Source organism: Pseudomonas germanica (assembly GCF_019614655.1).
GTDB lineage: Bacteria > Pseudomonadota > Gammaproteobacteria > Pseudomonadales > Pseudomonadaceae > Aquipseudomonas > Aquipseudomonas neuropathica.
On sequence record NZ_CP071586.1, the window covers coordinates 4,688,484 to 4,708,368 of the forward strand.

A 19,885-nucleotide genomic window follows, 5' to 3' on the forward strand; every position below is an offset into this window, starting at 1 on the left:
TCATCAACGCGCGAGACGTTGTGCCCATGAGCTAACAGCATCTTCAATCAATGCATGGGCATGAATAAAAGCGGCCTTGCCTTGACGATATGGATCTTGTATTTCGCGCTCGCTCTGCCACTTGCCGAGCAGAAATACTTTGCCCCTCGCATGAGAGGCAATCTTCAGTACTTGATTAACATGCTGTTTTTCCATGACCAGAATCAGGTCTGATTCATTGACGATGTCTGCGGTCAGTTGCCGTGCCATGAAGCCTTCGGCGTTATGGCCATGGTCTTCGAGCACTTGCCGCGCGGACGCTTCTACACCCTCGCCCACCCGCGCCGACAGGCCTGCGGAGGAAACGGTGATCGCTGAGGGGGTCAGCGCGTTACGCAACATCAGCTCTGCCGTCGGACTACGGCATATATTGCCCACGCAAACGACAAGGATCTTTCTGAACAAGGTTTTACTTTCCTGTGTAATGTCAAACGGCCAACATCCGAGAGCAATTGAATGAACCCTCAAGATCTTCCTGCACTCAGAAATAGATTCGCCCTGTTAGTACCGAAGCATTAAGTACCACAGCGTTTAAAAGCTCCCCAACCACTATTAACGGACTAAAAATAACTGTGATTTTCAGATGATTGTTTCCCGACAAAAACTAACATTCGCGCACTAAGTGCCATCACCTCACTCGAAAATTGAGAAACGAGATCATTTATTCGCAGTTGTCACTTCTCTTCGGGAGAGCAGACATGAAACCAACACATCTCAAAAGACTCGGCGCTTTGGCGTTGATGGCGCTGGGTGCAACTCAGGTTCACGCCAGCGCCCTGTTTCCCAACCTTCCAGCCAAGAACATCGGTGTGCAGGTGAAGATCCAGAACTTCACAGCCACCGACGCCGCGCAGATCAAATCGGCAGGCTTCGGTTTTGTCCGCTTCGGTGTGTGGAGCGACAGCCTGACAGCCAAGGCTTATCAGAAACAGGTCAGCGATGCCTTTGCCGCAGCACAGTCTGCGGGCTTGCCGGTGTTGCTGACGGTCCGCGCGATCAAGGCGTTGCCCGCCACCTCGAGCGCCGAAGTGACCACTGCCGGTGAAGGCTTCGCCAAAGCCGTGACGGGGCTGCAACAGTCGTACAGCGCGCAACTGGTGGCGATCGAGTTATGGAATGAGCCGGACCTGGAAACCTACTGGCCGACGCGCAATTTCGACACCACGTTTGTGCCGTTCATGAGCGGCGTGTGCAAGGCTCTGCAGGAGCAACCGCTATCGACACCCGTGATCGGTTACGGCTTCGCCCGCCCGCCTAGCGCAGGCTCGGCTGCAACCGTGGCGCTGAACCGCATCGTCAGCGAATACCCCAAATGCCTGAGCGCCGTGTCCTACCACCCCTACGGCATGACCGCCACGCAGATCAGCAACGCGCAAAACTTCATTCAGCAAAACTTCCATCTGCCGGGAGTCATCAGTGAATGGGGGATCTCGGCACTTGCCTCCAATGGTGGGCCTGAAGGACAAGCAAGCAAGATCAACACGTTTATTGGCGATGTTAAAAAACTCAATATTCCGCTGACGTCCATTTATGAATGGAAGAACAGCGATTCGGGCAGCAACGATCGCGAGAAGAACTTTGGCCTGCTGACCTCTGACGGTCAGCCGAAACCGGCACGTATGTCCGTCGAAGCCCTGTTGAACGCCCAGTAGCGCATGCACAACCGGCCTGTACGCAGGTCGGTTGCTTTGAACCTGTTGGCTGTTTTGGCATCGTATTCATCGATACCGCGCCCCGCCTTTCAAACAATCGTTTTCAGGTTGTTGCTGCAGGGGCCATCGATACACGCACCTACCCTTGAGTGGCCGTCAGCGCTCGGGTAATGTCATCAGACCCATAGGACAGAGCACGCCCATGACTTCCAAGCTGGAACAACTCAAACAATTCACCACCGTTGTTGCCGACACCGGCGACTTCGAAGCGATCGCCCGAGTCAAACCGGTCGACGCCACCACCAACCCTTCCCTGCTGCTCAAAGCGGCGGCCATTCCGGCCTACGCCGAGCTGCTGAACGCCTGCGTCAGCGACTGCAAGGGCGATGTCGGCCTGGCCAGCGACCGTTTCGGCGTCGCGGTGGGTCAGGAAATTCTCAAAGTGATCCCGGGCCGTATTTCCACCGAAGTGGATGCGCGCCTGTCGTTTGATAAAGATGCGGTACTGAAGCGCGCACATCGCCTGATCGAACTGTACGACAAGGCCGGCATTGGCCGTGATCGCGTATTGATCAAGATCGCCTCGACCTGGGAAGGCATCCGCGCCGCCGAAGTGCTGGAGAAGGAAGGCATCCAGACCAACCTGACCCTGCTGTTCTCCTTCGCCCAGGCCGCCGCTTGCGCCGACGCGGGTGTGTTCCTGATTTCGCCATTCGTGGGCCGCATCTACGACTGGTACAAGAAGGCCAACGGCAACGACTACACCGGTGCTGATGATCCGGGCGTACAGTCGGTGACCCGCATCTACAACTACTACAAGGCCAATGACTACAAGACCGTGGTCATGGGCGCGAGCTTCCGTAACCTCAACCAGATCGAGCAACTGGCCGGCTGCGATCGCCTGACCATCAGCCCGGACCTGATCGACAAGCTGGCGGCCGATACCGGCAAGCTGGAGCGCAAACTGGCCCCGGGCAACGCCGGTGAAGCCCGTCTGAGCCTCAACGAAGCGCAATTCCGCTGGTTGTCCAACGAGGACGCAATGGCCACCGAGAAACTGGCTGAGGGCATCCGTCAGTTCGCTCGCGACCAGGAGAAGCTTGAGGCGCTGTTGCAGGCCAAGCTGTGATTTGAGTTAGCGAAATGCAAAAAGGGCGAACCTGTGAGGGTTCGCCCTTTTTTGTTGCTGCCGGAAATTGTAGGTGTTCTTGCTCGCGAAGAGGCCCCTCCGGTCGGCATCACTTAATGCCGCTCGAGGGCATTCACCAGGTCATGAAACGCTTCCCGGTTGGAATCGTTCAGGCCCATGAGGATCTTGTGCGCTTCGAGCACCTTGATCCGCACCACTTCTTCCGACTGGTCCTGATCAGGCAGGTCGTCCAGACACTCGGGACATGGCACCGGGTGGTTGACGATGTTGAACACCTGCTCGAAACCCATCGATTGCAGCAGACGGGTGATGTCTTCGTGGGTGGTGACGACGGTCGGCAGCAGGCCGACCTTCTGCCGCGACAGGATCGACAGTTTGGCCAGCAGGCCCAACGTTGTGCTGTCGATGCTGCGGGTTTCGGTCAAATCGATCACGATCGCGTTGAAATTCAGCGCGGTGAAGATTTTCTCAATAGTCGCATCCAACGCCGAACACAGGGTCAGGCGAACTTCACCGACGAACTTCAGGACAAAGGTGCCGTCCTGCTCGGCGAACTGGATTCTACCGGTACTCATTAAAGATTCCTGCTCAACACCAACAGGGCGATATCATCCGGCATCTCCCCTAGCGTGGCCAATCCAAACACTTGCCGCAGACCATCCAGGCTGCCGCCCGCCGACTTCACCCGTTGAGGCAAAGCGGCTTCTTTTTCTTTGAGCGTAGGTTCTGGCAAAAGATCCAGAATGCCATCGGACATCAGCGTCAGGCTGAACGTCGGCGGCAGCTCAAGCACGTGATCTTCGTAAGTGGCTTCATTGAAAAGCCCCACTGGCAGACCACGCCCTTCGAGATAACGAACACTGTCAGGCGTGTACAACACAGGCAACGGCAGATGGCCGCCGATGCTATAGGTCAACAAACCGGTCTCCTCGTCGATGACTCCACCGACCATTGTGACGTGTTTACCCAGCTTACAACTGATCAGCCCCCGGTTGATATGACCAAGGACTTCCGAAGGCTTGAATTCCGGCAAGGTGCCGTTGCGCTTGGATTCGAACAGCAAGCGCGTGGTCATGAACTTCAGCAGCACGGTGACGAAGGCTGAAGAAGCGCCATGCCCGGATACATCGGCCAGGTAAAAGGCGACCCGGCGCTCATCGACACGGAAATAGTCGACAAAATCACCCGACAGGTACAACGACGGGATGATCTGGTGCGCGAACTTGAACTCGTCGATGCTCCACGGGCTTTCCGGCAGCATGTTCATCTGTACCTGGCGACCGGCGTTCTGGTCTTCCTGGAGCAGGTTCAGGCTGGCCTCAAGCTCGCGGTTGGCCTTTTCCAGCTTCTCGCGGTAGCGCTGGTTCTCCACCAGCAGGCGCGCACGATCAAGGGCCCGGCGCACAGAGTGCTCGAGCACAGCCAGATCTTCGAGAGGCTTGATCAGGTAATCCGCCGCGCCCAGGCGCAAAGCCTCGACCGCGTCGTTCATCACGCCGGCACCCGACACCACGATCACCGGCGTTTGCGGCGATCGCTCGGTGACCTGACGGATCAGTTCGAGACCGCCCATCTGCGGCATGCGCAGATCGCAGATGACCAGGTCGGGCGTGTCTTGCTCGAATACCTGAAGACCCTGTTGGCCGTTGCTGGCCTGCAGGACGCTGAAACCACTGTCTTCCAAATAGGCCGCGAGGCTCGCGCGCACTACTTCGTCATCATCGATTATCAGCAGCGTGGCACTGGTTTTTGGCATGTGGGCAAACGGCGCCAGAATTAGGTTGGCGTAGTTGGCGGGGCATCTGGCCCTGCGCAGACTACTGGATTCGCTTTCTAGCCTCTCTGCTGCACCGCTTTCGAGCATTGACTGCAAACGCGGTTGCACCAGAGGTGCCCTTCTAAGGCGCAGACGGTACTCCCATCCGCAGAGCGTTTCAAGCATGCGCCGATGGTCGCTTGACGACTTTACTTGTCAAATCACCGAGAGTTATAAGAACAGCTCAAACCGTAACCCAATGGAAGGACGAACCTATGAGTCAAACCAGTCGGGACTACAGCGAAAAGCGCGATTTCATCCGCATGCGGGTCGATGCCGATGTCGTGTTGATTCATGAAGGGGATGAGGTTTCAGGGGTGTGCATCGACCTCTCCAGCAGTGGCATGCAGGTCGAAGCACCGCGCCAGTTCACGGTCGGTGACCGTTTGAGCGTGCGGATCGACTCTGAACACGCAGCGTTAAGTGGGCTTGAAGCCGAGACCGAAGTGGTGTGGATCAGGCCACAGGACGGCGGCGGCCAGAAGCTCGGCCTGACCATTCTGAAAATGAAATAGCTACACACAAAAAAGGCGACCCTGAGGTCGCCTTTCTTTTTACCGGTCGAGATTAAAAATCGTCTTCGACCTGGCCATCCTTCACTTTGAACTCGCGGTTCTGCAAGTAAGCGTTGCGGATGAAGGTGTACTTGTCGCCGCTGATCAGCTTCTCGCTCGACAGCAGGCTGGCGCGGGTGTCGACGATGTTCAGACCGAAGATCGAGTTACGCGTAGGCACGTGGTCGATGTAGCGGTACATACCGGTATAGCTGTCGACGTACTTGGAAGGCGCATCGCGCAACGTGCTCGGCCCCATCAGCGGCAGCATCACGTACGGACCGCTACCCACGCCCCAGTAACCGAGGGTCTGGCCGAAGTCTTCGTCGCTGCGGTTCAGGCCCATTTTGGTGCCGACATCGAAGAAGCCGAGCAGACCGAACGTGGTGTTGAAGATCAAGCGCGCCGTGTCGACGCCAGCGGCAGCCGGTTTGGCCTGCAGGATGTTGTTGGCAAGGTTGGTGACGTCACCGACGTTGCGGAACATGTTGTGGATGCCGTCTTCAAGGAACTGCGGCGTGACAAACTCATAGCCCTGGGCCAATGGCTTCAGCGCGTAAGTGTCAACGAAGTCGTTGAACTGGAAAATCGGGCGGTTGACGCTTTCCCAAGGGTCTTCTTCCGTTGCCGCCTGAGTGGCGAACGGCGCCAGCAACAGGCCGGCACATACACTTAGCTGAGCGAGCGGATAGCTCCAGCGCATAGAAAAACTCCTTGGATTTGTACTGTCGCGGACATCGGAGTCCGGGCATTAAGGTCGCTAGTATAAGCGTAAACGCCGGTTTGGACAGTCGGCCAATTGTGCAAAGTTGTAGGACGCTTCCCACGTCGCGCTTCACATAGCCGTCACGCAACTGTCACCTGGAATGACTAGCCTTATCGCTATTTCAGGGACGTTGCCATGTCACATGCCGAAACCTTGCCCCTCGCCGCGCCGGGCCTGACAGCCGTACTGTTCGGACTCAGCGGCTGTCTGGTGGATTTCGGTGCTCGTGCCCGGCAACAGACGATCGCCCTGCCCGAGCATGCCGAGGCAACACCGGGCGCGCTCGACAGCCTGCACAATTTGCAGCGCCAGCAGATTCCCTGCGCCTGGCTGGATGAACTGCCCCCTGCGCTCGCCCAATCGTTGTCGGCCTTACTCCCGGCGTCAATCAAACCTGCGCAACATTCGGCAACAATCAATCCGTGGCCTGCGCCGAACGCCTGCTGGCAAGCCTTGATGGACTTGAACGTCGCCAGTCTGGACGGCTGCGTATTGGTCAGCGGTGAGCCGCGCCTGTTGCAGGCCGGCCTGAACGCCGGGCTATGGACCATCGGCCTCGCCTCCTGCGGCTCGCTGTGTGGCCTGGCACCCCACGAATGGCAAGCCTTGAGCCAGAAAGAACGCGAACACTTGCGCGGCAAGGCGACCGTGCAGTTATTCGGGCTGGGCGTGCATTCGGTGATCGATCATTTGGGCGAACTCGACACTTGTTTGGCAGACATCAGCCTGCGCCGCCTCAAAGGCGAAAAGCCCTGATCGGGATCATGCAGGTTTGCCGGGAGTGGATTAATCTAAAGGTCAGCCATAGACCTTTGGCGCGCGGCTGCGGTCAATGCCAGTGCCTATTGATAAAAGGAAAACACCATGCCCGCCCAAGAACTGCAAAAACAGCTCGAGACCCTGCGCGAGCAGCTGGAGCAGAATCCGCCGCTGACGGAAGTTGAGCGTGAAGACTTACATGCGTTGATGGCGCAGATTGAATCGGAAATCCAACTGGAAGCGGCTACTCAAGACGCCAGCATCGTCGATGGTGTGAATCTGGCAGTGGAGCGTTTCGAAGTCGAACACCCGACCATTGCCGGCACCCTGCGCAATATAGTCAATGCGCTGGGTAGCATGGGGATCTGATTCCCCCGTAACGCAAAAAGCCCTGCCATCACTGGCAGGGCTTTTTCATTTCCGGACTTGAAATACAGTCCCTAGTGGGAGCGAGCCTGCTCGCGAATACGGTGGATCATTCAACGATGATGTCGACTGACACTACGCATTCGCGAGCAGGCTCGCTCCCACATTGGATATCGCACATTCCGGATCTTTATTGACGCACGAGCCGGTGGTTCGGCAGCTGTAAGCTTTCGGTGCTGCGATACGGGTTGATATCCAGACCGCCGCGACGCACGTAACGTGCAAATACCGTTAATTTCTCAGGTTTCAACAAGCGCTGCAGATCGAGGAAAATCCGCTCCACACACTGCTCATGGAAGTCCGAATGCTGACGGAAGCTGACGATGTATTCCAGCAAACTCGCATGATCCAGCGCCGAGCCGCGATATTCCACCACCACACTGCCCCAGTCCGGCTGACTGGTCACTGGGCAATTGGATTTGAGCAGATGGCTGTGCACGCTCTCTTCCACAATCCGCGAATCATCGCAACGTAGCAGTTCCGGGCGCGGATGCTCATAGTTGCTGACACTGATATCCAGATCGTCGATGCACACGCCCGGCAACGCCACGACGCCTTCCGCTTCAACGTCTTTCAGGCTGCGAACCCGCACCCCTACCGGTTTGCCGGCGGCGGCGGACAAATCCTTGATCAGTGTCGCCTCCAGGCTCGCAACGTCGGCAAACGCGGTCTGGTTCAGCGAGTTCAAATACAACTTGAACGACTTCGATTCGATGATATTCGGCGAATCCGCCGGAATGCTGAACTCGCCGATCGCCACCACCGGCTTGCCCGACGGCAGCAGCCACGACAGCTCGAAGCAGTTCCAGAAATCCACACCTTTATACGGCAGGGTTTCGGCGGTCAGGCCCAGTTCGGCCCATTTCGCGGTGCGCGGAATCGGGAACAGCAGGGACGGCGTGTATGTGGCGATGTATTCGCTGGATTTGCCCAGCGGCGAATGTTCGGCTGCGGGATGCATGGCGGAAACCTGACTGAAGAATCAGCGGATTCTACCAGTCTTTGCCCGCGCCTTTGAGTGCTTACTGACTGACCGTCAGTTTGCCGACCATGCCCGCCTGATAATGCCCGGGAATATTGCAGGCAAATTCCAGGATCGTCGCTTTGCTGAAGGTCCAGGTCAGCTCGGCAGTTTTGCCCGGCTCGACCAGCACGCTGTTCGGATCGTCGTGCTTCATGCCGTGGCCCATCGCCGCGTGATCCATGCCAGCCATGTCGTGGGACATTTCCTTCATACCGGTAGGCGTAAGCATGCCGCTTTGCTGCATCTGCAACATTTCCTGCTGGTGTTTGGCGTGCATCGCTGCGTCACCGAGGTTGAATTCGTGCAACAACTGGCCTTTATTCACCAGCACAAAACGAACGGTCTCACCGGCCTTGATCTGAATCGCCTTGGGATCGAAGGACATATCACCCATCACCACCTCGATACTGCGCGTGGCGTTGGCGGCAGGTGCTGGCTGGCCAAAATCGTAGGTGTGAGCTGGCGCGGCCCACACTGGCGAACTCAGCGCCACCAGACAGGCAGCCAACGTCAGGGATTGGCGTAAAAACATGGTCGTTCTCCAACAAGTTAAGGTTCAGCCTGTGGGAGACTTTAGCCGGCCTGCGCTGGCACCTACCTGACAGGCAGATTACAACTTTGTCAGGTTGGCGCTTACCGCACGCGCTCACGGTATAAAGCCTTAGTTACTACAACCCGAGTCGCCCATGAAACTGTTGATCGTCGAAGACCAAGCGAAAACCGGCCAATACCTGCGCCAGGGCCTGACCGAGGCCGGGTTCAACACCGAACTGGTGGCCGACGGCAACAGCGGTCAGCAACTGGCGCTGAGCGGTGATTACGCGCTGCTGATCCTCGACGTGATGCTGCCGGGTCGCAGCGGCTGGCAGATTCTGCAAGCGGTGCGCAGCGCCGGACTGGATACGCCGGTACTTTTTCTGACGGCCAAAGACGCCGTGGAAGACAGGGTGCATGGCCTTGAACTGGGCGCCGACGACTATCTGGTCAAACCGTTCGCCTTCTCCGAACTGCTGGCGCGGGTGCGCAGCCTGTTGCGTCGCGGCAGTGCTACACAGCAAGAAACCAGCCTGCAATTGGCCGATCTGCGTCTGGACCTGATTCGCCGTCGGGTCGAACGCAGTGGCCAACGCATTGATCTCACCGCCAAGGAATTCGCGCTATTGGAAATGCTTCTGCGCCGTCAGGGTGAGGTGCTGCCGAAATCGCTGATCGCCTCACAGGTCTGGGATATGAATTTCGACAGCGACACCAATGTTATCGAAGTGGCGATCCGCCGTTTGCGCCTGAAAATCGACGACGAGTTTCCCAACAAATTGATCCACACCGTGCGCGGCATGGGTTACGTGCTCGAAGAGCGTGGCGCCTGATGAGCCGGCTGTCTCTGAGTTCGCGTCTGGCCTTGTTGTTTGCCGCTTGCACCGCCGTGGTTTCACTGTTTGCCGGGGTGCTGTTCAACCGCGCCAGCGAGGCGCACTTCATCGAACTCGACCAACAGCAACTGGACGGTAAGCTGATTGGCCTGCGCCGCGCCTTGCAGGATGTTCAACCCGCTCAACGTGAGGCGCGGCTGGCGGATGAGCTGAGCCGTCAGGCCGATCTGTCGTTGCGCATTACCGGCACTGACGGCCAGCGCTGGTATGACAGTTCGACGCAAATCCCCAAGGATTTGCCGCAACAATCCGGCCTGTTGACAGTTAGCAACGACGGCACCGATTACCGCGTGCTCAACGCCCCGCTCTACCCGGAAAACGCCGATTCCCCGCAACTGACAATGCTGCTGGACATCACCCATCACCAGCACTTCCTGCAACGCATGCAGCATCTGATCTGGCTGACTGTCGGTCTCTCGGCACTGGCCACCGCTTTGCTCGGTGCCTGGGCAGCACGCAGCGGCTTACGGCCATTGCGGCGCATGAGCGCGGTCGCCCGTGGGATTTCCGCACAATCGCTGAATGCGCGACTGCCGGAAGCGCAAATGCCGCCCGAGCTTGCGGAAATGGCCCACAGCTTCAACGCCATGCTCGCACGCCTCGACGACTCGTTTCAGCGGCTCTCGGCGTTTTCCGCCGACATCGCTCATGAGTTGCGCACGCCATTGTCGAACCTGCTGACCCACACTCAAGTCACCCTCACCCGCCCTCGGCCGATCGAGGATTACCGCGAAGCGCTGCACAGCAACCTCGAAGAGCTGCAATGGATGGCACAACTGGTCAACGACATGTTGTATCTGGCCAAGGCTGACCACGGTTTGCTGATGCCCAAGCGCGAAGCGCTGGAACTGGCGGACGAGACCGATGTGTTGCTGGAGTTTTTTGCGCCGCTGGCGGAGGACGCCGGGGTCAAGCTGACGCGCGAGGGCCATGCGCGGATCGAAGGTGATCGCAGCATGTTGCGCCGTGCCTTGTCGAATTTGCTCGATAACGCGCTGCGGTTTACCCCGGTCGAGGGCTACGTGAGCTTGCGGATCGTTGATCAACCGAACGCGGTACGCATTTCAGTCGAAAACAGTGGCGAAGGGATTTCTGCGGAGTTGTTGCCACGCCTGTTTGATCGATTTTATCGGGCCGATCCGGCGCGACAGGAAGGTAGCAGTGAGCATGCGGGATTGGGGCTGGCGATTACTCAGTCGATCGTCCGCGCCCATGGTGGGCAGATTCATTGCGAATCTGAAGCGGGATGGACGCGGTTTGTGATTGAGCTACCTCGAACCTGATCGTTCCCACGCTCTGCGTGGGAATGCAGCCCGGGACGCTCCGCGTCCCTTCCAGAGCCGAACGCGGAGCGTCCGTTGAGGCGTTCCCACGCAGAGCGTGGGAACGAGCATGGAGTCGCTTACGAATATCTCAACGCGTGAGCCGGTTCGATCTTCGCCGCCCGCCAGGCCGGATATACCGTCGCCAGGAAGCTCAGAATAAAGCCCGCCGAGCAGATCAACAGCACATCCCCACCCTGCAATTCCGACGGCAAATTGCTGACGAAATACACATCAGAACTGAAGATGTGCTGCCCGCTGACTCGCTCGATCCAGCCCACGATCTGACTGACATTCAGCGCGGCGATCACGCCCAAAACGCCGCCAATGATCGTGCCGACAATCCCGATCACGGTGCCCTGAACCATGAAGATCGCCATGATCTGTCGTGGCGTGGCGCCGATGGTGCGCAGGATCGCGATGTCCGCGCCCTTGTCGTTCACCACCATAATCAGGGTCGCAATGATGTTGAACGCCGCCACCGCGACGATCATCAGCAACAGCAGGCCGATCATGGTTTTTTCCATCTTCATCGCACTGAACAGGCTGCCCTGGGTGTGGGTCCAGTCGTCAGCCTTGAACTCAGCGCCCAGGCCGGCAGCGATGTCCGAAGAGACTTTCGGCGCGGCGTACAGATCCTTGACCGCCAGACGCACGCTCTGTACCTGATTCGGCTGCCAATGCTGCATGGTCGCAGCGTCCGCCACATGGATCAGGCCCATCGAGCCGTCCAGTTCAGCGCCAACCTTGAACACGCCCACCACGTTCAGACGCTGCATGCGCGGGGTGATGCCGCCCGGTGCGGTGCTGACTTCCGGGACGATCAGGGTGATCTTGTCACCGACGTTGAGGCGGAAACGGCGCGCGGTGATTTCACCAATCACCACACCAAACTCGCCCGGCTTCAAGGCATCAAGACGACCCTGCACAATGTGCTGAGCAACGATAGAAACCTTGCCTTCCTGCGCCGGATCAACGCCGCTGATCTGGATCGGCTGCATCAAGCCCTTATAGGAGAGCATGCCTTCCATCTCAGTGAACGGCACGGCGGCGGTCACTTCAGGATTTTTCATCGCGGCGGCGGCAACCGGCTGCCAGTCATCGATCGGCTTGACGCCCACGATGGTGGCGTGCGGAACCATGCCGAGGATGCGCGAGCTCATTTCGCGCTGGAAGCCATTCATCACCGACAACACCACGATCATCGCCAGCACGCCGAGGGCGAGGCCGATCATCGAGGTCATCGAAATGAACGAAACAAAGCGATTGCGGCGCTTGGCGCGGGTATAGCGCGTGCCGATAAAGATCGATAACGGTCTGAACATTCGCTGGGGCACCGTATAAAAATAAAAGACCCGACGTCTTTGCAGGCGTCGGGTTTCAGCCAATCAGATGGGCGTCAGGCAACCTTCTTGCAGGTGCAATACGCGATCCATCTGGCGGGCCAGGTTCATGTCGTGGGTCACCACCAGGAACGCCGTGCGCATGGAGGTGCTGAGTTCCAGCATCAAATCCTGAATGCCTTGCGCGGTGTGCGAGTCGAGGTTGCCAGTCGGCTCATCGAGCATCACCAGGCCCGGCTTGTTCACCAGGGCGCGGGCGATGGCCACACGCTGACGTTCACCGCCGGACAGTTCCGCCGGTTTGTGCTCCAGGCGATGACCGAGGCCGACGCGTTCCAGCAACGCCGTGGCGCGCTGACGCGCTTCCGGGATCGGCGTCTTGCCGATCAGCAGCGGCATGCAGACGTTTTCCAGTGCGGTGAATTCCGGCAGCAAGTGGTGGAACTGGTAAACGAAACCGAGCGCACGATTACGCAGCAGGCCACGCTTCTTCTCGCTCAGCGCCGACAGTTCTTCACCATCGAGCCAGACGCTGCCCTTGGTCGGCGTATCGAGGCCGCCGAGCAGGTTGAGCAAGGTACTTTTGCCCGAACCCGAGGTGCCGACGATCGCGACGCGCTCGCCCGGGTGTAACTCCAGTTGCAGGCCGGCCAGTACTTCTACCGATTCCGGGCCTTCCTCGTAAGATTTGCCCAGGTTGCGGCAGCTCAGGATTGCTTGTTCACTCATGCCCGACTCACTCATAACGTAGCGCCTCCGCCGGCTGGGTGCGCGCGGCACGCCAGGCTGGATACAGGGTGGCGAGGAAACTCAGGACCAACGCAGCGGCGCAGACCATGACCACATCCTGGCTCTGCACCTGCGACGGAAGATAATCAATGAAATACACGTCAGCATTAAGGAATTTGTGGCCGATCAGGCCTTCCAGTGCCGAGATCGCCGCGCTGACATTAAGCGCGGCGAAAATACCCACCACCGCGCCAATCGCCGTGCCGACCACACCGATCACCGTGCCTTGCACCATGAACGTGCGCATGATCGTGCCCGGCGTCGCGCCCAACGTACGCAGAATGGCGATGTCGCCCTTCTTGTCGTTGACCACCATCACCAGCGTGGAAATGATGTTGAACGCAGCGACGGCGACGATCAGCAACAACAGCAGGCCGATCATGGCTTTTTCCATACGGATCGCCTGATACAGATTGCCGTGGGTGCGGGTCCAGTCGCGGGCGTAGTAGTGGTCTTCGCCAAGCTGCTGGGCGATGTTCCATGCCACACGCGGTGCCTGGAACAGGTCGTCGAACTTCAGGCGAATGCCCTGCACCTGATCAGGCTTCCAGCGGTGCATCTTCGCCAGATCCTGCAGGTTGGTCACGCCCAGATAGCCATCGAGTTCGCCAGCGCCGACATGGAAAATGCCGACAACGGTGAAGCGCTTCATGCGCGGGAACATCCCGGCCGGGGTCACGCTGACCTCCGGCGCGACGAAGGTGACCTTGTCTCCGATGCCGACGCCGAGCTTGGTCGCAGCCTTGTCGCCGATGACGATGCCGAAGCTGCCCGGCGTCAGATCGTCGAGCTTGCCCTGTTTCATGAAGTTGTCGATGATCGACACATTGCGCTCGAGCGCAGGGTCGATGGCATTGAGCAATACCTTGGACACCTGACCGTTATTGGTCAGCAGGCCCTGCATCTGGGTGAACGGCGCAACCGCCGTCACCTGCGGGTTCTGCTTGACCTGGGTGGCCAGGCTTTGCCAATCGTTGATCGGCTCAGTGGATTCAATGGTCGCGTGGGGCACCATGCCCAGCACACGGGTGCGCATCTCATGATCGAAGCCGTTCATCACCGACAACACGACGATCATCACGACCACGCCAAGGGCGAGCCCGATCATCGAAGTCAGGGAAATGAATGACACAAAATGATTGCGACGCTTTGCACGGGTATAACGCGTGCCGATAAATACGAAGAGAGGTCTGAACATGTCGGGGCTTGTTCGGAGGGAAAAGGAACGTCCTTGTGGCGGGGGTCGATAACCAGCTTTACACTCAGACCACCGCCGCTACCATGGGTTCGCCATGTCGACATTAGATGAAGAAGATCGCCGCGAATACTACCGTATCGAGGACACGATCGCACTGGAAATTCGGCCCCTGTCTGCTCCCGAAGCCGCAGGCCAGGAAGTGTTGCAGGATGCTTCCCCACTGTTCAACCTGCTCAGCGAACTGCACCTGAGTGAATTCGAGTCGCAACACCTGTTGCGGCAGATCAGCGAGCGCGACCGGGCCATTGCCGCGTTCCTGAAATCCCAGAACAAACGCATCGACCTGCTCAGCCAGGTGGTCGCCCTGACCGTACTCGGTCATATCGGCGAGCCGCAACCGGTGATCATCTCCGAAGGCGGGATCGACTTTCAGCACCCGACACCGATTGCCACCGGTGCACACCTGTCAGTGAAACTGGTGCTGATGCCGCAAGCGCTGGGCCTGTTGCTGCGCGCTCGCGTCACCCATTGCGATCGCAAAGGCGAAGGCTACGACGTCGGTACCGAGTTCGAACACCTGACCGACGCCCAGCGCCAGTTGCTCGCCCGCTATATCTTGCAGAAGCAGGCTCAGGAACGACGTCTGGCCCGCGAACAGAACGAATCAGGCATTTAATTTAAGGAAGAACCGTGACCCTCATCTACGGCCACCGCGGCGCCAAGGGCGAAGCACCGGAAAACACCCTGAGCAGCTTTCAGGAATGTCTCAAGCACGGCGTGCGCCGTTGCGAACTGGATCTGCACCTGTCCAAGGACGGCGAGTTGATGGTCATCCACGACCCGACCCTCAAACGCACCACGGAGCGGCGCGGCAAGGTCGTCGAACACACCGCCGCCGAGCTGGTGACCTACGACGCGCGCAAGGGCGGCCCGGGCTGGATCAAGCCGTGCCCGATTCCGACGCTGGAAGAGTTGTTCGAGAAGTGTGATTTCGAGCATTGGCAACTGGAGGTCAAAAGCGCTTCACGTACTCGCGCCGCAACCACGGTGCTGGCGATTCGTGAAATGGCGCAACGGCATGGCCTGCTCGACAAGGTGACGATCACCTCGAGTTCGCGGGAAGTGCTGAAAGCGGCGCTGGATCTGGTGCCGGACGTGTCGCGCGGATTGGTGGCCGAATACGCTTGGCTCGACCCGTTGAAGGTCGCGGCCAGCTATGGCTGTGAGATTCTCGCGCTGAACTGGACACTGTGCACGCCGGAACGTCTGCAAAAGGCGCAGCGTCAGGGGCTGCATGTGTCGGTGTGGACCGTCAACGAGCCTGCGCTGATGCGCAGACTCGCCGACTTCGGCGTTGACAGCCTGATTACAGACTTTCCCGGTTTGGCCACTGCCACCCTCGAGAATTGCTGAAATCGGTCTCCCCGGCCGGCTCAGGCCACCGGCCGGAGCCCGTCAAAAAAGCCGGTTGAGGCCGTCGTACGCCGCTACCCGATAGGCTTCGGCCATGGTCGGGTAGTTGAACGTGGTGTTGACGAAGTACTTCAGGGTGTTCAGCTCGCCCGGCTGGCTCATGATCGCCTGGCCGATGTGAACGATCTCCGACGCCTGATAACCGAAGCAGTGAACGCCCAGCACTTCCAGGGTTTCACGGTGGAACAGGATCTTCAGCATGCCTTGCGGCTCGCCGGCGATCTGCGCACGCGCCATGCTCTTGAAGAACGCCTTGCCAACTTCGTACGGCACTTTGGCCTGGGTCAGTTCCTGCTCGTTCTTGCCGATCGAGCTGATCTCCGGAATGGTGTAGATGCCGGTCGGCACGTCATTCACAAAGCGCCAGCTACCGTTATCGACGATGCTGCCAGCAGCCGAACGACCCTGGTCGTGGGCGGCACTGGCCAGGCTCGGCCAGCCGATCACGTCACCGGCACCGTAGATGTTCGGCACGCAGGTGCGGTAAGCCTCGTCGACCTCGATCTGGCCACGGCTATTGACCTTGACGCCGATGTTTTCCAGACCGAGCTGATCGGTGTTGCCGGTACGACCGTTGCACCAGAGCAAGGCGTCGGCCTTGATCTTCTTGCCGGACTTCAGGTGCAGGATCACGCCGTTGTCGACGCCTTCAACGCGATCGTAATCTTCGTTGTGGCGCACGGTGATGTTGTTGTTGCTGAAGTGGTAGCTCAACGCCTGGGAGATTTCCGAGTCGAGGAAGCTCAGTAACTGACCACGGTTGTCGACCAGCTCGACCAGTACACCCAGACCACTGAAGATCGACGCGTATTCACAACCGATCACGCCGGCGCCGTAAACGATCAGTTTGCGCGGGGTGTGGCCGAGGCTGAGGATGGTGTCGCTATCGTAGATACGCGGATGGTGGAAATCGATGTCCGCCGGGCGATAAGGACGCGAACCGGTGGCGATGATGATGTGCTTGGCCACCAGTTTCTCGACCACACCGTTGGCGCAAACCACTTCGATGGTTTGCTCGTCGGCGAAGCTGCCGGTGCCGAAGAACACGTCGACGCGATTACGGGCGTAGTAGCCGGTACGCGAAGCGACTTGTTTGGAAATAACCTTTTCGGCGCTTTTCAACACGTCCGGGAAGGAGAACCAGCGCGGCTCGCCGATCGCCCGGAACATAGGATTAGTGTTGAACTGCATGATCTGCCGCACCGAGTGACGCAGTGCCTTGGACGGGATGGTGCCGAGGTGGGTGCAGTTGCCGCCGACCTGGCGACGGCTGTCGACCATCGCGACCTTGCGCCCTGCTTTGGCGGCGTTCATTGCCGCGCCTTCTCCCGCCGGGCCGGAACCCAGCACCACCACGTCGTAGTTGTAGACAGCCATGCGTACTCCTCAGAACAGGCCGCGGTGCCAGCAGCACCGGCGGCTAAATCACGCCGAACGGCGGCGCGAAGGAACAATTGGGGGTCAATCAAGAACCCGGATACAGTCTATAGAAGCGTCAACGCCGCGCACATTAACCCTTGGTCGCGTCGTAGGCTACTTTTGCCTGCACTACAACGCCAGCTTTCGTATTGTTCTCAGTCAGTTTTTGCGCCACTGAGGCGTTCGAAAGCCTTGTTGGTGCGAACGACAAAACCTGTATCGGCACGAATCACAAAGAATGCACCAATGTCATGTTTTTCCGCATAGTCCCACGCCCTTTCAGGGCCGAGAATCAGCAACAGCGTCGATAGGCCATCGGCCATCAACGCTGAAGGATGAATCACCGTGACTGACGCCAGATCGTGTAGGACCGGTGCACCGGTACGCGCATCGAAGGTGTGGGAATAACGCCGACCGCTCTGCAGGAAATAGTTGCGGTAGTCGCCGGAGGTGGAAACGCCGTAGCCGTCGACATTGATGATGCGCTCGGCGACCTGTTGATCGTCACGAGGTTCTTCCAGCGCGATGCGCCACGATGAGCCGTCAAGCTTTCGCCCCTTTGCCTTTAGCTCACCCGTGGCTTCAGCGAGGTAATCGTGGATGCCCATGGCATCGAGCCGTGCCGCGATGGTGTCGACGGCATAACCGGCGGCGATGCTGTTGAAATCGACTTCGACGGCGGCGTCCTTGCACAACTGCTCGCCATTGATGCGCAAGTGCTGATAACCGACGCGCGACATCACCTCGGCGAGTGCGGCGGCGCCAGGGACTTTCTCTTCGCGCCCCTGCGGGCCGAACCCCCAGAGATTCATCAGCGGTTCGACAGTCAGGTCGTAGGAGCCTTCGCTTTGCGCTGACAGTTGTTCGCCCGTGCGGACCAATTCGAGTACCGCTGCAGGCATTTTCTGACAGCTATTGGCGGGTAAAGCGTTGAAGCGCTCGATGTCCGAATCGTTGCGATAGGTGGATAGCTGCCGATCGACTTCGCCGAGGATCCCCTCCACTTCACCGCGAACTTGCTTCGGTTCGGGCAAGCCGGCGCGGCGCACATACTTGATTGAATACGTGCTGCCCATGGTCGCCCCACCAAGGCTTTCCATGGAATCGCCATTGCCGCAGCCAGCCAATAAGCCAGCCAGCATCACAAGCCCCAGCAACCGTCTAGTGAACAATTATTCATCTCTCCGTAAAACCGCGACGGCCATTATGAATTAAAGGATCTGCAACATCTTTATACAAAATCCAATAGCGAGTACCTGAACATGTCCTCCACCACGGGCAAAGGCAAAGCGATTTTTCGCGTTGTCAGCGGCAACTTCCTCGAAATGTTCGACTTCATGGTCTATGGCTTTTACGCCACAGCCATTGCCAAGACCTTCTTCCCCACCGACAGCGCCTTCGCTTCGCTGATGCTTTCACTGGCCACTTTTGGGGCCGGCTTCTTGATGCGTCCGCTCGGGGCGATTTTCCTCGGCGCCTACATTGACCGTCATGGCCGTCGCCAAGGGCTGATCATCACGCTGGCGTTGATGGCTGCCGGTACGGTGCTGATTGCCTGCGTGCCGGGCTACGCCACCCTCGGCGTCGCCGCACCGCTGCTCGTACTGTTCGGTCGGTTGCTGCAAGGCTTTTCCGCTGGCGTAGAACTGGGCGGCGTATCTGTCTATCTGGCAGAGATCGCCACACCAGGCCGCAAGGGTTTCTTCGTCAGTTGGCAGTCTGCGAGTCAGCAAGCGGCGGTGGTTTTCGCCGGCCTGCTCGGCGTCGGCCTCAACCACTGGCTGAGCCCGGAACAAATGGGTGACTGGGGCTGGCGCGTGCCGTTCCTGATCGGCTGCATGATTGTGCCGGTAATCTTCGTCATTCGCCGCTCGCTGGAGGAAACGCCAGAGTTCCAAGCCAGGAAACATCGCCCAACCCTGCGGGAAATTGTCCGCTCGATCGGTCAGAACTTCGGCATCGTCATCGCCGGCATGGCACTGGTGGTGATGACTACGGTGTCGTTCTACCTGATCACTGCGTACACCCCGACGTTCGGCAAGGCTGAGCTGCACCTGTCGGATTTCGACGCGTTGCTGGTGACGGTGTGCATCGGCCTGTCGAACTTCTTCTGGTTGCCGGTGATGGGCTCGGTGTCTGACAAGATCGGCCGTAAACCCTTACTGCTGGCGGCGACGATTCTGGCGATCCTGACCGCCTACCCGGCGCTGTCGTGGCTGGTGGCGAACCCGAGCTTCAGCCATTTGCTGATTGTCGAGTTGTGGCTGTCGTTCCTCTACGGTTCGTACAACGGCGCGATGGTGGTGGCGCTGACCGAGATCATGCCGGTTGAAGTGCGTACGACCGGCTTCTCACTGGCTTACAGCCTGGCAACCGCGACGTTCGGCGGGTTTACCCCGGCGGCGTGTACTTACCTGATTCATGTGCTGGACAACAAGGCTGCGCCGGGGATCTGGCTGAGTGGTGCGGCGGTGTTGGGATTGATTGCGACGTTGGTGTTGTTCCGGGGCAATAAGCACGAACTGCGTACCGCGCAAGCGGCCGTCCCTGGCGGCGCCTGACAGGACGCCATCGCTGGCAAGCCAGCTCCCACAGGGTTTCAGGTGTTAATGCAATTGTGTAATTAACCAGTAAACCTGTGGGAGCTGGCTTGCCAGCGATGAGGCTGGCCAAGGCAATAGAAGTTTTGCAGGCATAAAAAAACGCCCCGAACAAAGTCGGGGCG

Annotated in this window: 21 protein-coding genes; 10 read left to right on the top strand and 11 right to left on the bottom strand. The window is 58.8% G+C overall.

Translation table 11 applies throughout. The features are described 5' to 3' along the window. Positions 1-3: 3 nt before the first annotated feature. On the bottom strand, positions 4-444 hold the full coding sequence (locus J0G10_RS20660) for a low molecular weight protein-tyrosine-phosphatase (RefSeq protein WP_220556609.1): 441 nt from the start codon (positions 442-444) through the stop codon (positions 4-6). Between the two features lie 293 nt (positions 445-737). Here J0G10_RS20660 and J0G10_RS20665 point away from each other — a divergent pair, with 293 nt between their 5' ends. Both J0G10_RS20665 and tal read left to right on the top strand, forming a co-directional pair. Further along, positions 738-1,691, top strand: a complete 954-nt coding sequence (locus J0G10_RS20665; protein ID WP_220556610.1) for a cellulase family glycosylhydrolase — start codon at positions 738-740, stop codon at positions 1,689-1,691. 202 nt (positions 1,692-1,893) lie between these two features. Then, positions 1,894-2,820 carry a transaldolase gene (tal, locus tag J0G10_RS20670; RefSeq protein WP_016986723.1) on the top strand — a complete coding sequence of 309 codons (927 nt, stop codon included), beginning with the start codon at positions 1,894-1,896 and terminating at the stop codon, positions 2,818-2,820. Between the two features lie 113 nt (positions 2,821-2,933). Here the strand turns inward: tal and rssC are convergent, their stop codons facing one another. Beyond that, on the bottom strand, positions 2,934-3,416 hold the full coding sequence (rssC, locus tag J0G10_RS20675; RefSeq protein ID WP_003226553.1) for an anti-sigma factor antagonist RssC: 483 nt from the start codon (positions 3,414-3,416) through the stop codon (positions 2,934-2,936). Then, a complete protein-coding gene (rssB, locus tag J0G10_RS20680; protein WP_095050481.1) occupies positions 3,416-4,597 on the bottom strand; it encodes a two-component system response regulator RssB in 1,182 nt (393 codons plus the stop codon). Before rssB ends, rssC begins: the two co-directional genes overlap by 1 nt. A gap of 275 nt (positions 4,598-4,872) precedes the next feature. Here rssB and J0G10_RS20685 point away from each other — a divergent pair, with 275 nt between their 5' ends. After that, a complete protein-coding gene (locus J0G10_RS20685; RefSeq protein ID WP_220556611.1) occupies positions 4,873-5,172 on the top strand; it encodes a PilZ domain-containing protein in 300 nt (99 codons plus the stop codon). Positions 5,173-5,224: 52 nt separating this feature from the next. On the opposite strand, the gene J0G10_RS20690 is transcribed toward J0G10_RS20685, so the two are convergent. Further along, positions 5,225-5,914 (bottom strand): MlaA family lipoprotein, encoded by a 690-nt coding sequence (locus tag J0G10_RS20690; RefSeq protein ID WP_038362262.1) that lies wholly within the window; start codon positions 5,912-5,914, stop codon positions 5,225-5,227. A 198-nt stretch (positions 5,915-6,112) separates the two neighbouring features. On the opposite strand from J0G10_RS20690, the gene J0G10_RS20695 reads away from it, so the two are divergent. Both J0G10_RS20695 and J0G10_RS20700 read left to right on the top strand, forming a co-directional pair. Beyond that, a complete protein-coding gene (locus J0G10_RS20695) occupies positions 6,113-6,733 on the top strand; it encodes a phosphatase (RefSeq protein WP_095050479.1) in 621 nt (206 codons plus the stop codon). 108 nt (positions 6,734-6,841) lie between these two features. Beyond that, on the top strand, positions 6,842-7,105 hold the full coding sequence (locus J0G10_RS20700) for a DUF4404 family protein (RefSeq protein ID WP_095050478.1): 264 nt from the start codon (positions 6,842-6,844) through the stop codon (positions 7,103-7,105). Between the two features lie 187 nt (positions 7,106-7,292). Here the strand turns inward: J0G10_RS20700 and queF are convergent, their stop codons facing one another. Together queF and copI are read right to left on the bottom strand one after the other, a co-directional pair. Next, on the bottom strand, positions 7,293-8,123 hold the full coding sequence (gene queF, locus J0G10_RS20705) for an NADPH-dependent 7-cyano-7-deazaguanine reductase QueF (protein WP_220556612.1): 831 nt from the start codon (positions 8,121-8,123) through the stop codon (positions 7,293-7,295). Positions 8,124-8,184: 61 nt separating this feature from the next. Then, entirely contained in the window at positions 8,185-8,718 is a 534-nt protein-coding gene (gene copI / locus J0G10_RS20710; RefSeq protein ID WP_095050476.1) for a copper-resistant cuproprotein CopI, read from the bottom strand. 154 nt (positions 8,719-8,872) lie between these two features. Between copI and J0G10_RS20715 the strand changes: the two genes are divergently transcribed. Together J0G10_RS20715 and J0G10_RS20720 are read left to right on the top strand one after the other, a co-directional pair. After that, positions 8,873-9,553 carry a heavy metal response regulator transcription factor gene (locus J0G10_RS20715; protein ID WP_038362249.1) on the top strand — a complete coding sequence of 227 codons (681 nt, stop codon included), beginning with the start codon at positions 8,873-8,875 and terminating at the stop codon, positions 9,551-9,553. Next, positions 9,553-10,899: a heavy metal sensor histidine kinase gene (locus J0G10_RS20720; protein WP_220556613.1), complete on the top strand. Its 1,347-nt coding sequence runs from the start codon at positions 9,553-9,555 to the stop codon at positions 10,897-10,899. Before J0G10_RS20715 ends, J0G10_RS20720 begins: the two co-directional genes overlap by 1 nt. A 119-nt stretch (positions 10,900-11,018) precedes the next feature. Here J0G10_RS20720 and J0G10_RS20725 read toward each other — a convergent pair whose 3' ends face one another. From J0G10_RS20725 to J0G10_RS20735, 3 genes are all read right to left on the bottom strand, one after another. Further along, entirely contained in the window at positions 11,019-12,263 is a 1,245-nt protein-coding gene (locus J0G10_RS20725) for a lipoprotein-releasing ABC transporter permease subunit (RefSeq protein WP_093433700.1), read from the bottom strand. Between the two features lie 63 nt (positions 12,264-12,326). Continuing rightward, complete coding sequence (gene lolD / locus J0G10_RS20730; protein WP_007910506.1) at positions 12,327-13,025, bottom strand: lipoprotein-releasing ABC transporter ATP-binding protein LolD; 699 nt, start codon at positions 13,023-13,025, stop codon at positions 12,327-12,329. Continuing rightward, positions 13,018-14,268 (bottom strand): lipoprotein-releasing ABC transporter permease subunit, encoded by a 1,251-nt coding sequence (locus J0G10_RS20735; RefSeq protein WP_034156426.1) that lies wholly within the window; start codon positions 14,266-14,268, stop codon positions 13,018-13,020. Before J0G10_RS20735 ends, lolD begins: the two co-directional genes overlap by 8 nt. 94 nt (positions 14,269-14,362) lie before the next feature. On the opposite strand from J0G10_RS20735, the gene J0G10_RS20740 reads away from it, so the two are divergent. Next, positions 14,363-14,944 (top strand): PilZ domain-containing protein, encoded by a 582-nt coding sequence (locus J0G10_RS20740; protein WP_034156427.1) that lies wholly within the window; start codon positions 14,363-14,365, stop codon positions 14,942-14,944. A gap of 14 nt (positions 14,945-14,958) precedes the next feature. Next, entirely contained in the window at positions 14,959-15,681 is a 723-nt protein-coding gene (locus tag J0G10_RS20745; protein WP_007910500.1) for a glycerophosphodiester phosphodiesterase, read from the top strand. Positions 15,682-15,723: 42 nt separating this feature from the next. Here J0G10_RS20745 and sthA read toward each other — a convergent pair whose 3' ends face one another. Both sthA and J0G10_RS20755 read right to left on the bottom strand, forming a co-directional pair. Then, a complete protein-coding gene (sthA, locus tag J0G10_RS20750) occupies positions 15,724-17,118 on the bottom strand; it encodes a Si-specific NAD(P)(+) transhydrogenase (RefSeq protein WP_064117858.1) in 1,395 nt (464 codons plus the stop codon). A gap of 197 nt (positions 17,119-17,315) precedes the next feature. Continuing rightward, positions 17,316-18,302, bottom strand: a complete 987-nt coding sequence (locus J0G10_RS20755) for an FAD:protein FMN transferase (protein ID WP_176471231.1) — start codon at positions 18,300-18,302, stop codon at positions 17,316-17,318. Between the two features lie 120 nt (positions 18,303-18,422). Between J0G10_RS20755 and tcuC the strand changes: the two genes are divergently transcribed. After that, positions 18,423-19,721, top strand: coding sequence for an MFS transporter (gene tcuC / locus J0G10_RS20760; protein ID WP_095050472.1), 1,299 nt, complete (start codon positions 18,423-18,425; stop codon positions 19,719-19,721). Positions 19,722-19,885 lie beyond the last annotated feature (164 nt).

Excerpts from the sequence above, each read along its gene's own strand:
- J0G10_RS20665 (WP_220556610.1), top strand. The coding sequence starts at position 738 with ATGAAACCAACACATCTCAAAAGACTCGGCGCTTTGGCGTTGATGGCG.
- tal (WP_016986723.1), top strand. The coding sequence starts at position 1,894 with ATGACTTCCAAGCTGGAACAACTCAAACAATTCACCACCGTTGTTGCC.
- rssC (WP_003226553.1), bottom strand. The coding sequence starts at position 3,416 with ATGAGTACCGGTAGAATCCAGTTCGCCGAGCAGGACGGCACCTTTGTC.
- rssB (WP_095050481.1), bottom strand. The coding sequence starts at position 4,597 with ATGCCAAAAACCAGTGCCACGCTGCTGATAATCGATGATGACGAAGTA.
- J0G10_RS20685 (WP_220556611.1), top strand. The coding sequence starts at position 4,873 with ATGAGTCAAACCAGTCGGGACTACAGCGAAAAGCGCGATTTCATCCGC.
- J0G10_RS20690 (WP_038362262.1), bottom strand. The coding sequence starts at position 5,914 with ATGCGCTGGAGCTATCCGCTCGCTCAGCTAAGTGTATGTGCCGGCCTG.
- J0G10_RS20695 (WP_095050479.1), top strand. The coding sequence starts at position 6,113 with ATGTCACATGCCGAAACCTTGCCCCTCGCCGCGCCGGGCCTGACAGCC.
- J0G10_RS20700 (WP_095050478.1), top strand. The coding sequence starts at position 6,842 with ATGCCCGCCCAAGAACTGCAAAAACAGCTCGAGACCCTGCGCGAGCAG.
- queF (WP_220556612.1), bottom strand. The coding sequence starts at position 8,123 with ATGCATCCCGCAGCCGAACATTCGCCGCTGGGCAAATCCAGCGAATAC.
- copI (WP_095050476.1), bottom strand. The coding sequence starts at position 8,718 with ATGTTTTTACGCCAATCCCTGACGTTGGCTGCCTGTCTGGTGGCGCTG.
- J0G10_RS20715 (WP_038362249.1), top strand. The coding sequence starts at position 8,873 with ATGAAACTGTTGATCGTCGAAGACCAAGCGAAAACCGGCCAATACCTG.
- J0G10_RS20720 (WP_220556613.1), top strand. The coding sequence starts at position 9,553 with ATGAGCCGGCTGTCTCTGAGTTCGCGTCTGGCCTTGTTGTTTGCCGCT.
- J0G10_RS20725 (WP_093433700.1), bottom strand. The coding sequence starts at position 12,263 with ATGTTCAGACCGTTATCGATCTTTATCGGCACGCGCTATACCCGCGCC.
- lolD (WP_007910506.1), bottom strand. The coding sequence starts at position 13,025 with ATGAGTGAGTCGGGCATGAGTGAACAAGCAATCCTGAGCTGCCGCAAC.
- J0G10_RS20735 (WP_034156426.1), bottom strand. The coding sequence starts at position 14,268 with ATGTTCAGACCTCTCTTCGTATTTATCGGCACGCGTTATACCCGTGCA.
- J0G10_RS20740 (WP_034156427.1), top strand. The coding sequence starts at position 14,363 with ATGTCGACATTAGATGAAGAAGATCGCCGCGAATACTACCGTATCGAG.
- sthA (WP_064117858.1), bottom strand. The coding sequence starts at position 17,118 with ATGGCTGTCTACAACTACGACGTGGTGGTGCTGGGTTCCGGCCCGGCG.
- J0G10_RS20755 (WP_176471231.1), bottom strand. The coding sequence starts at position 18,302 with ATGCTGGCTGGCTTATTGGCTGGCTGCGGCAATGGCGATTCCATGGAA.
- tcuC (WP_095050472.1), top strand. The coding sequence starts at position 18,423 with ATGTCCTCCACCACGGGCAAAGGCAAAGCGATTTTTCGCGTTGTCAGC.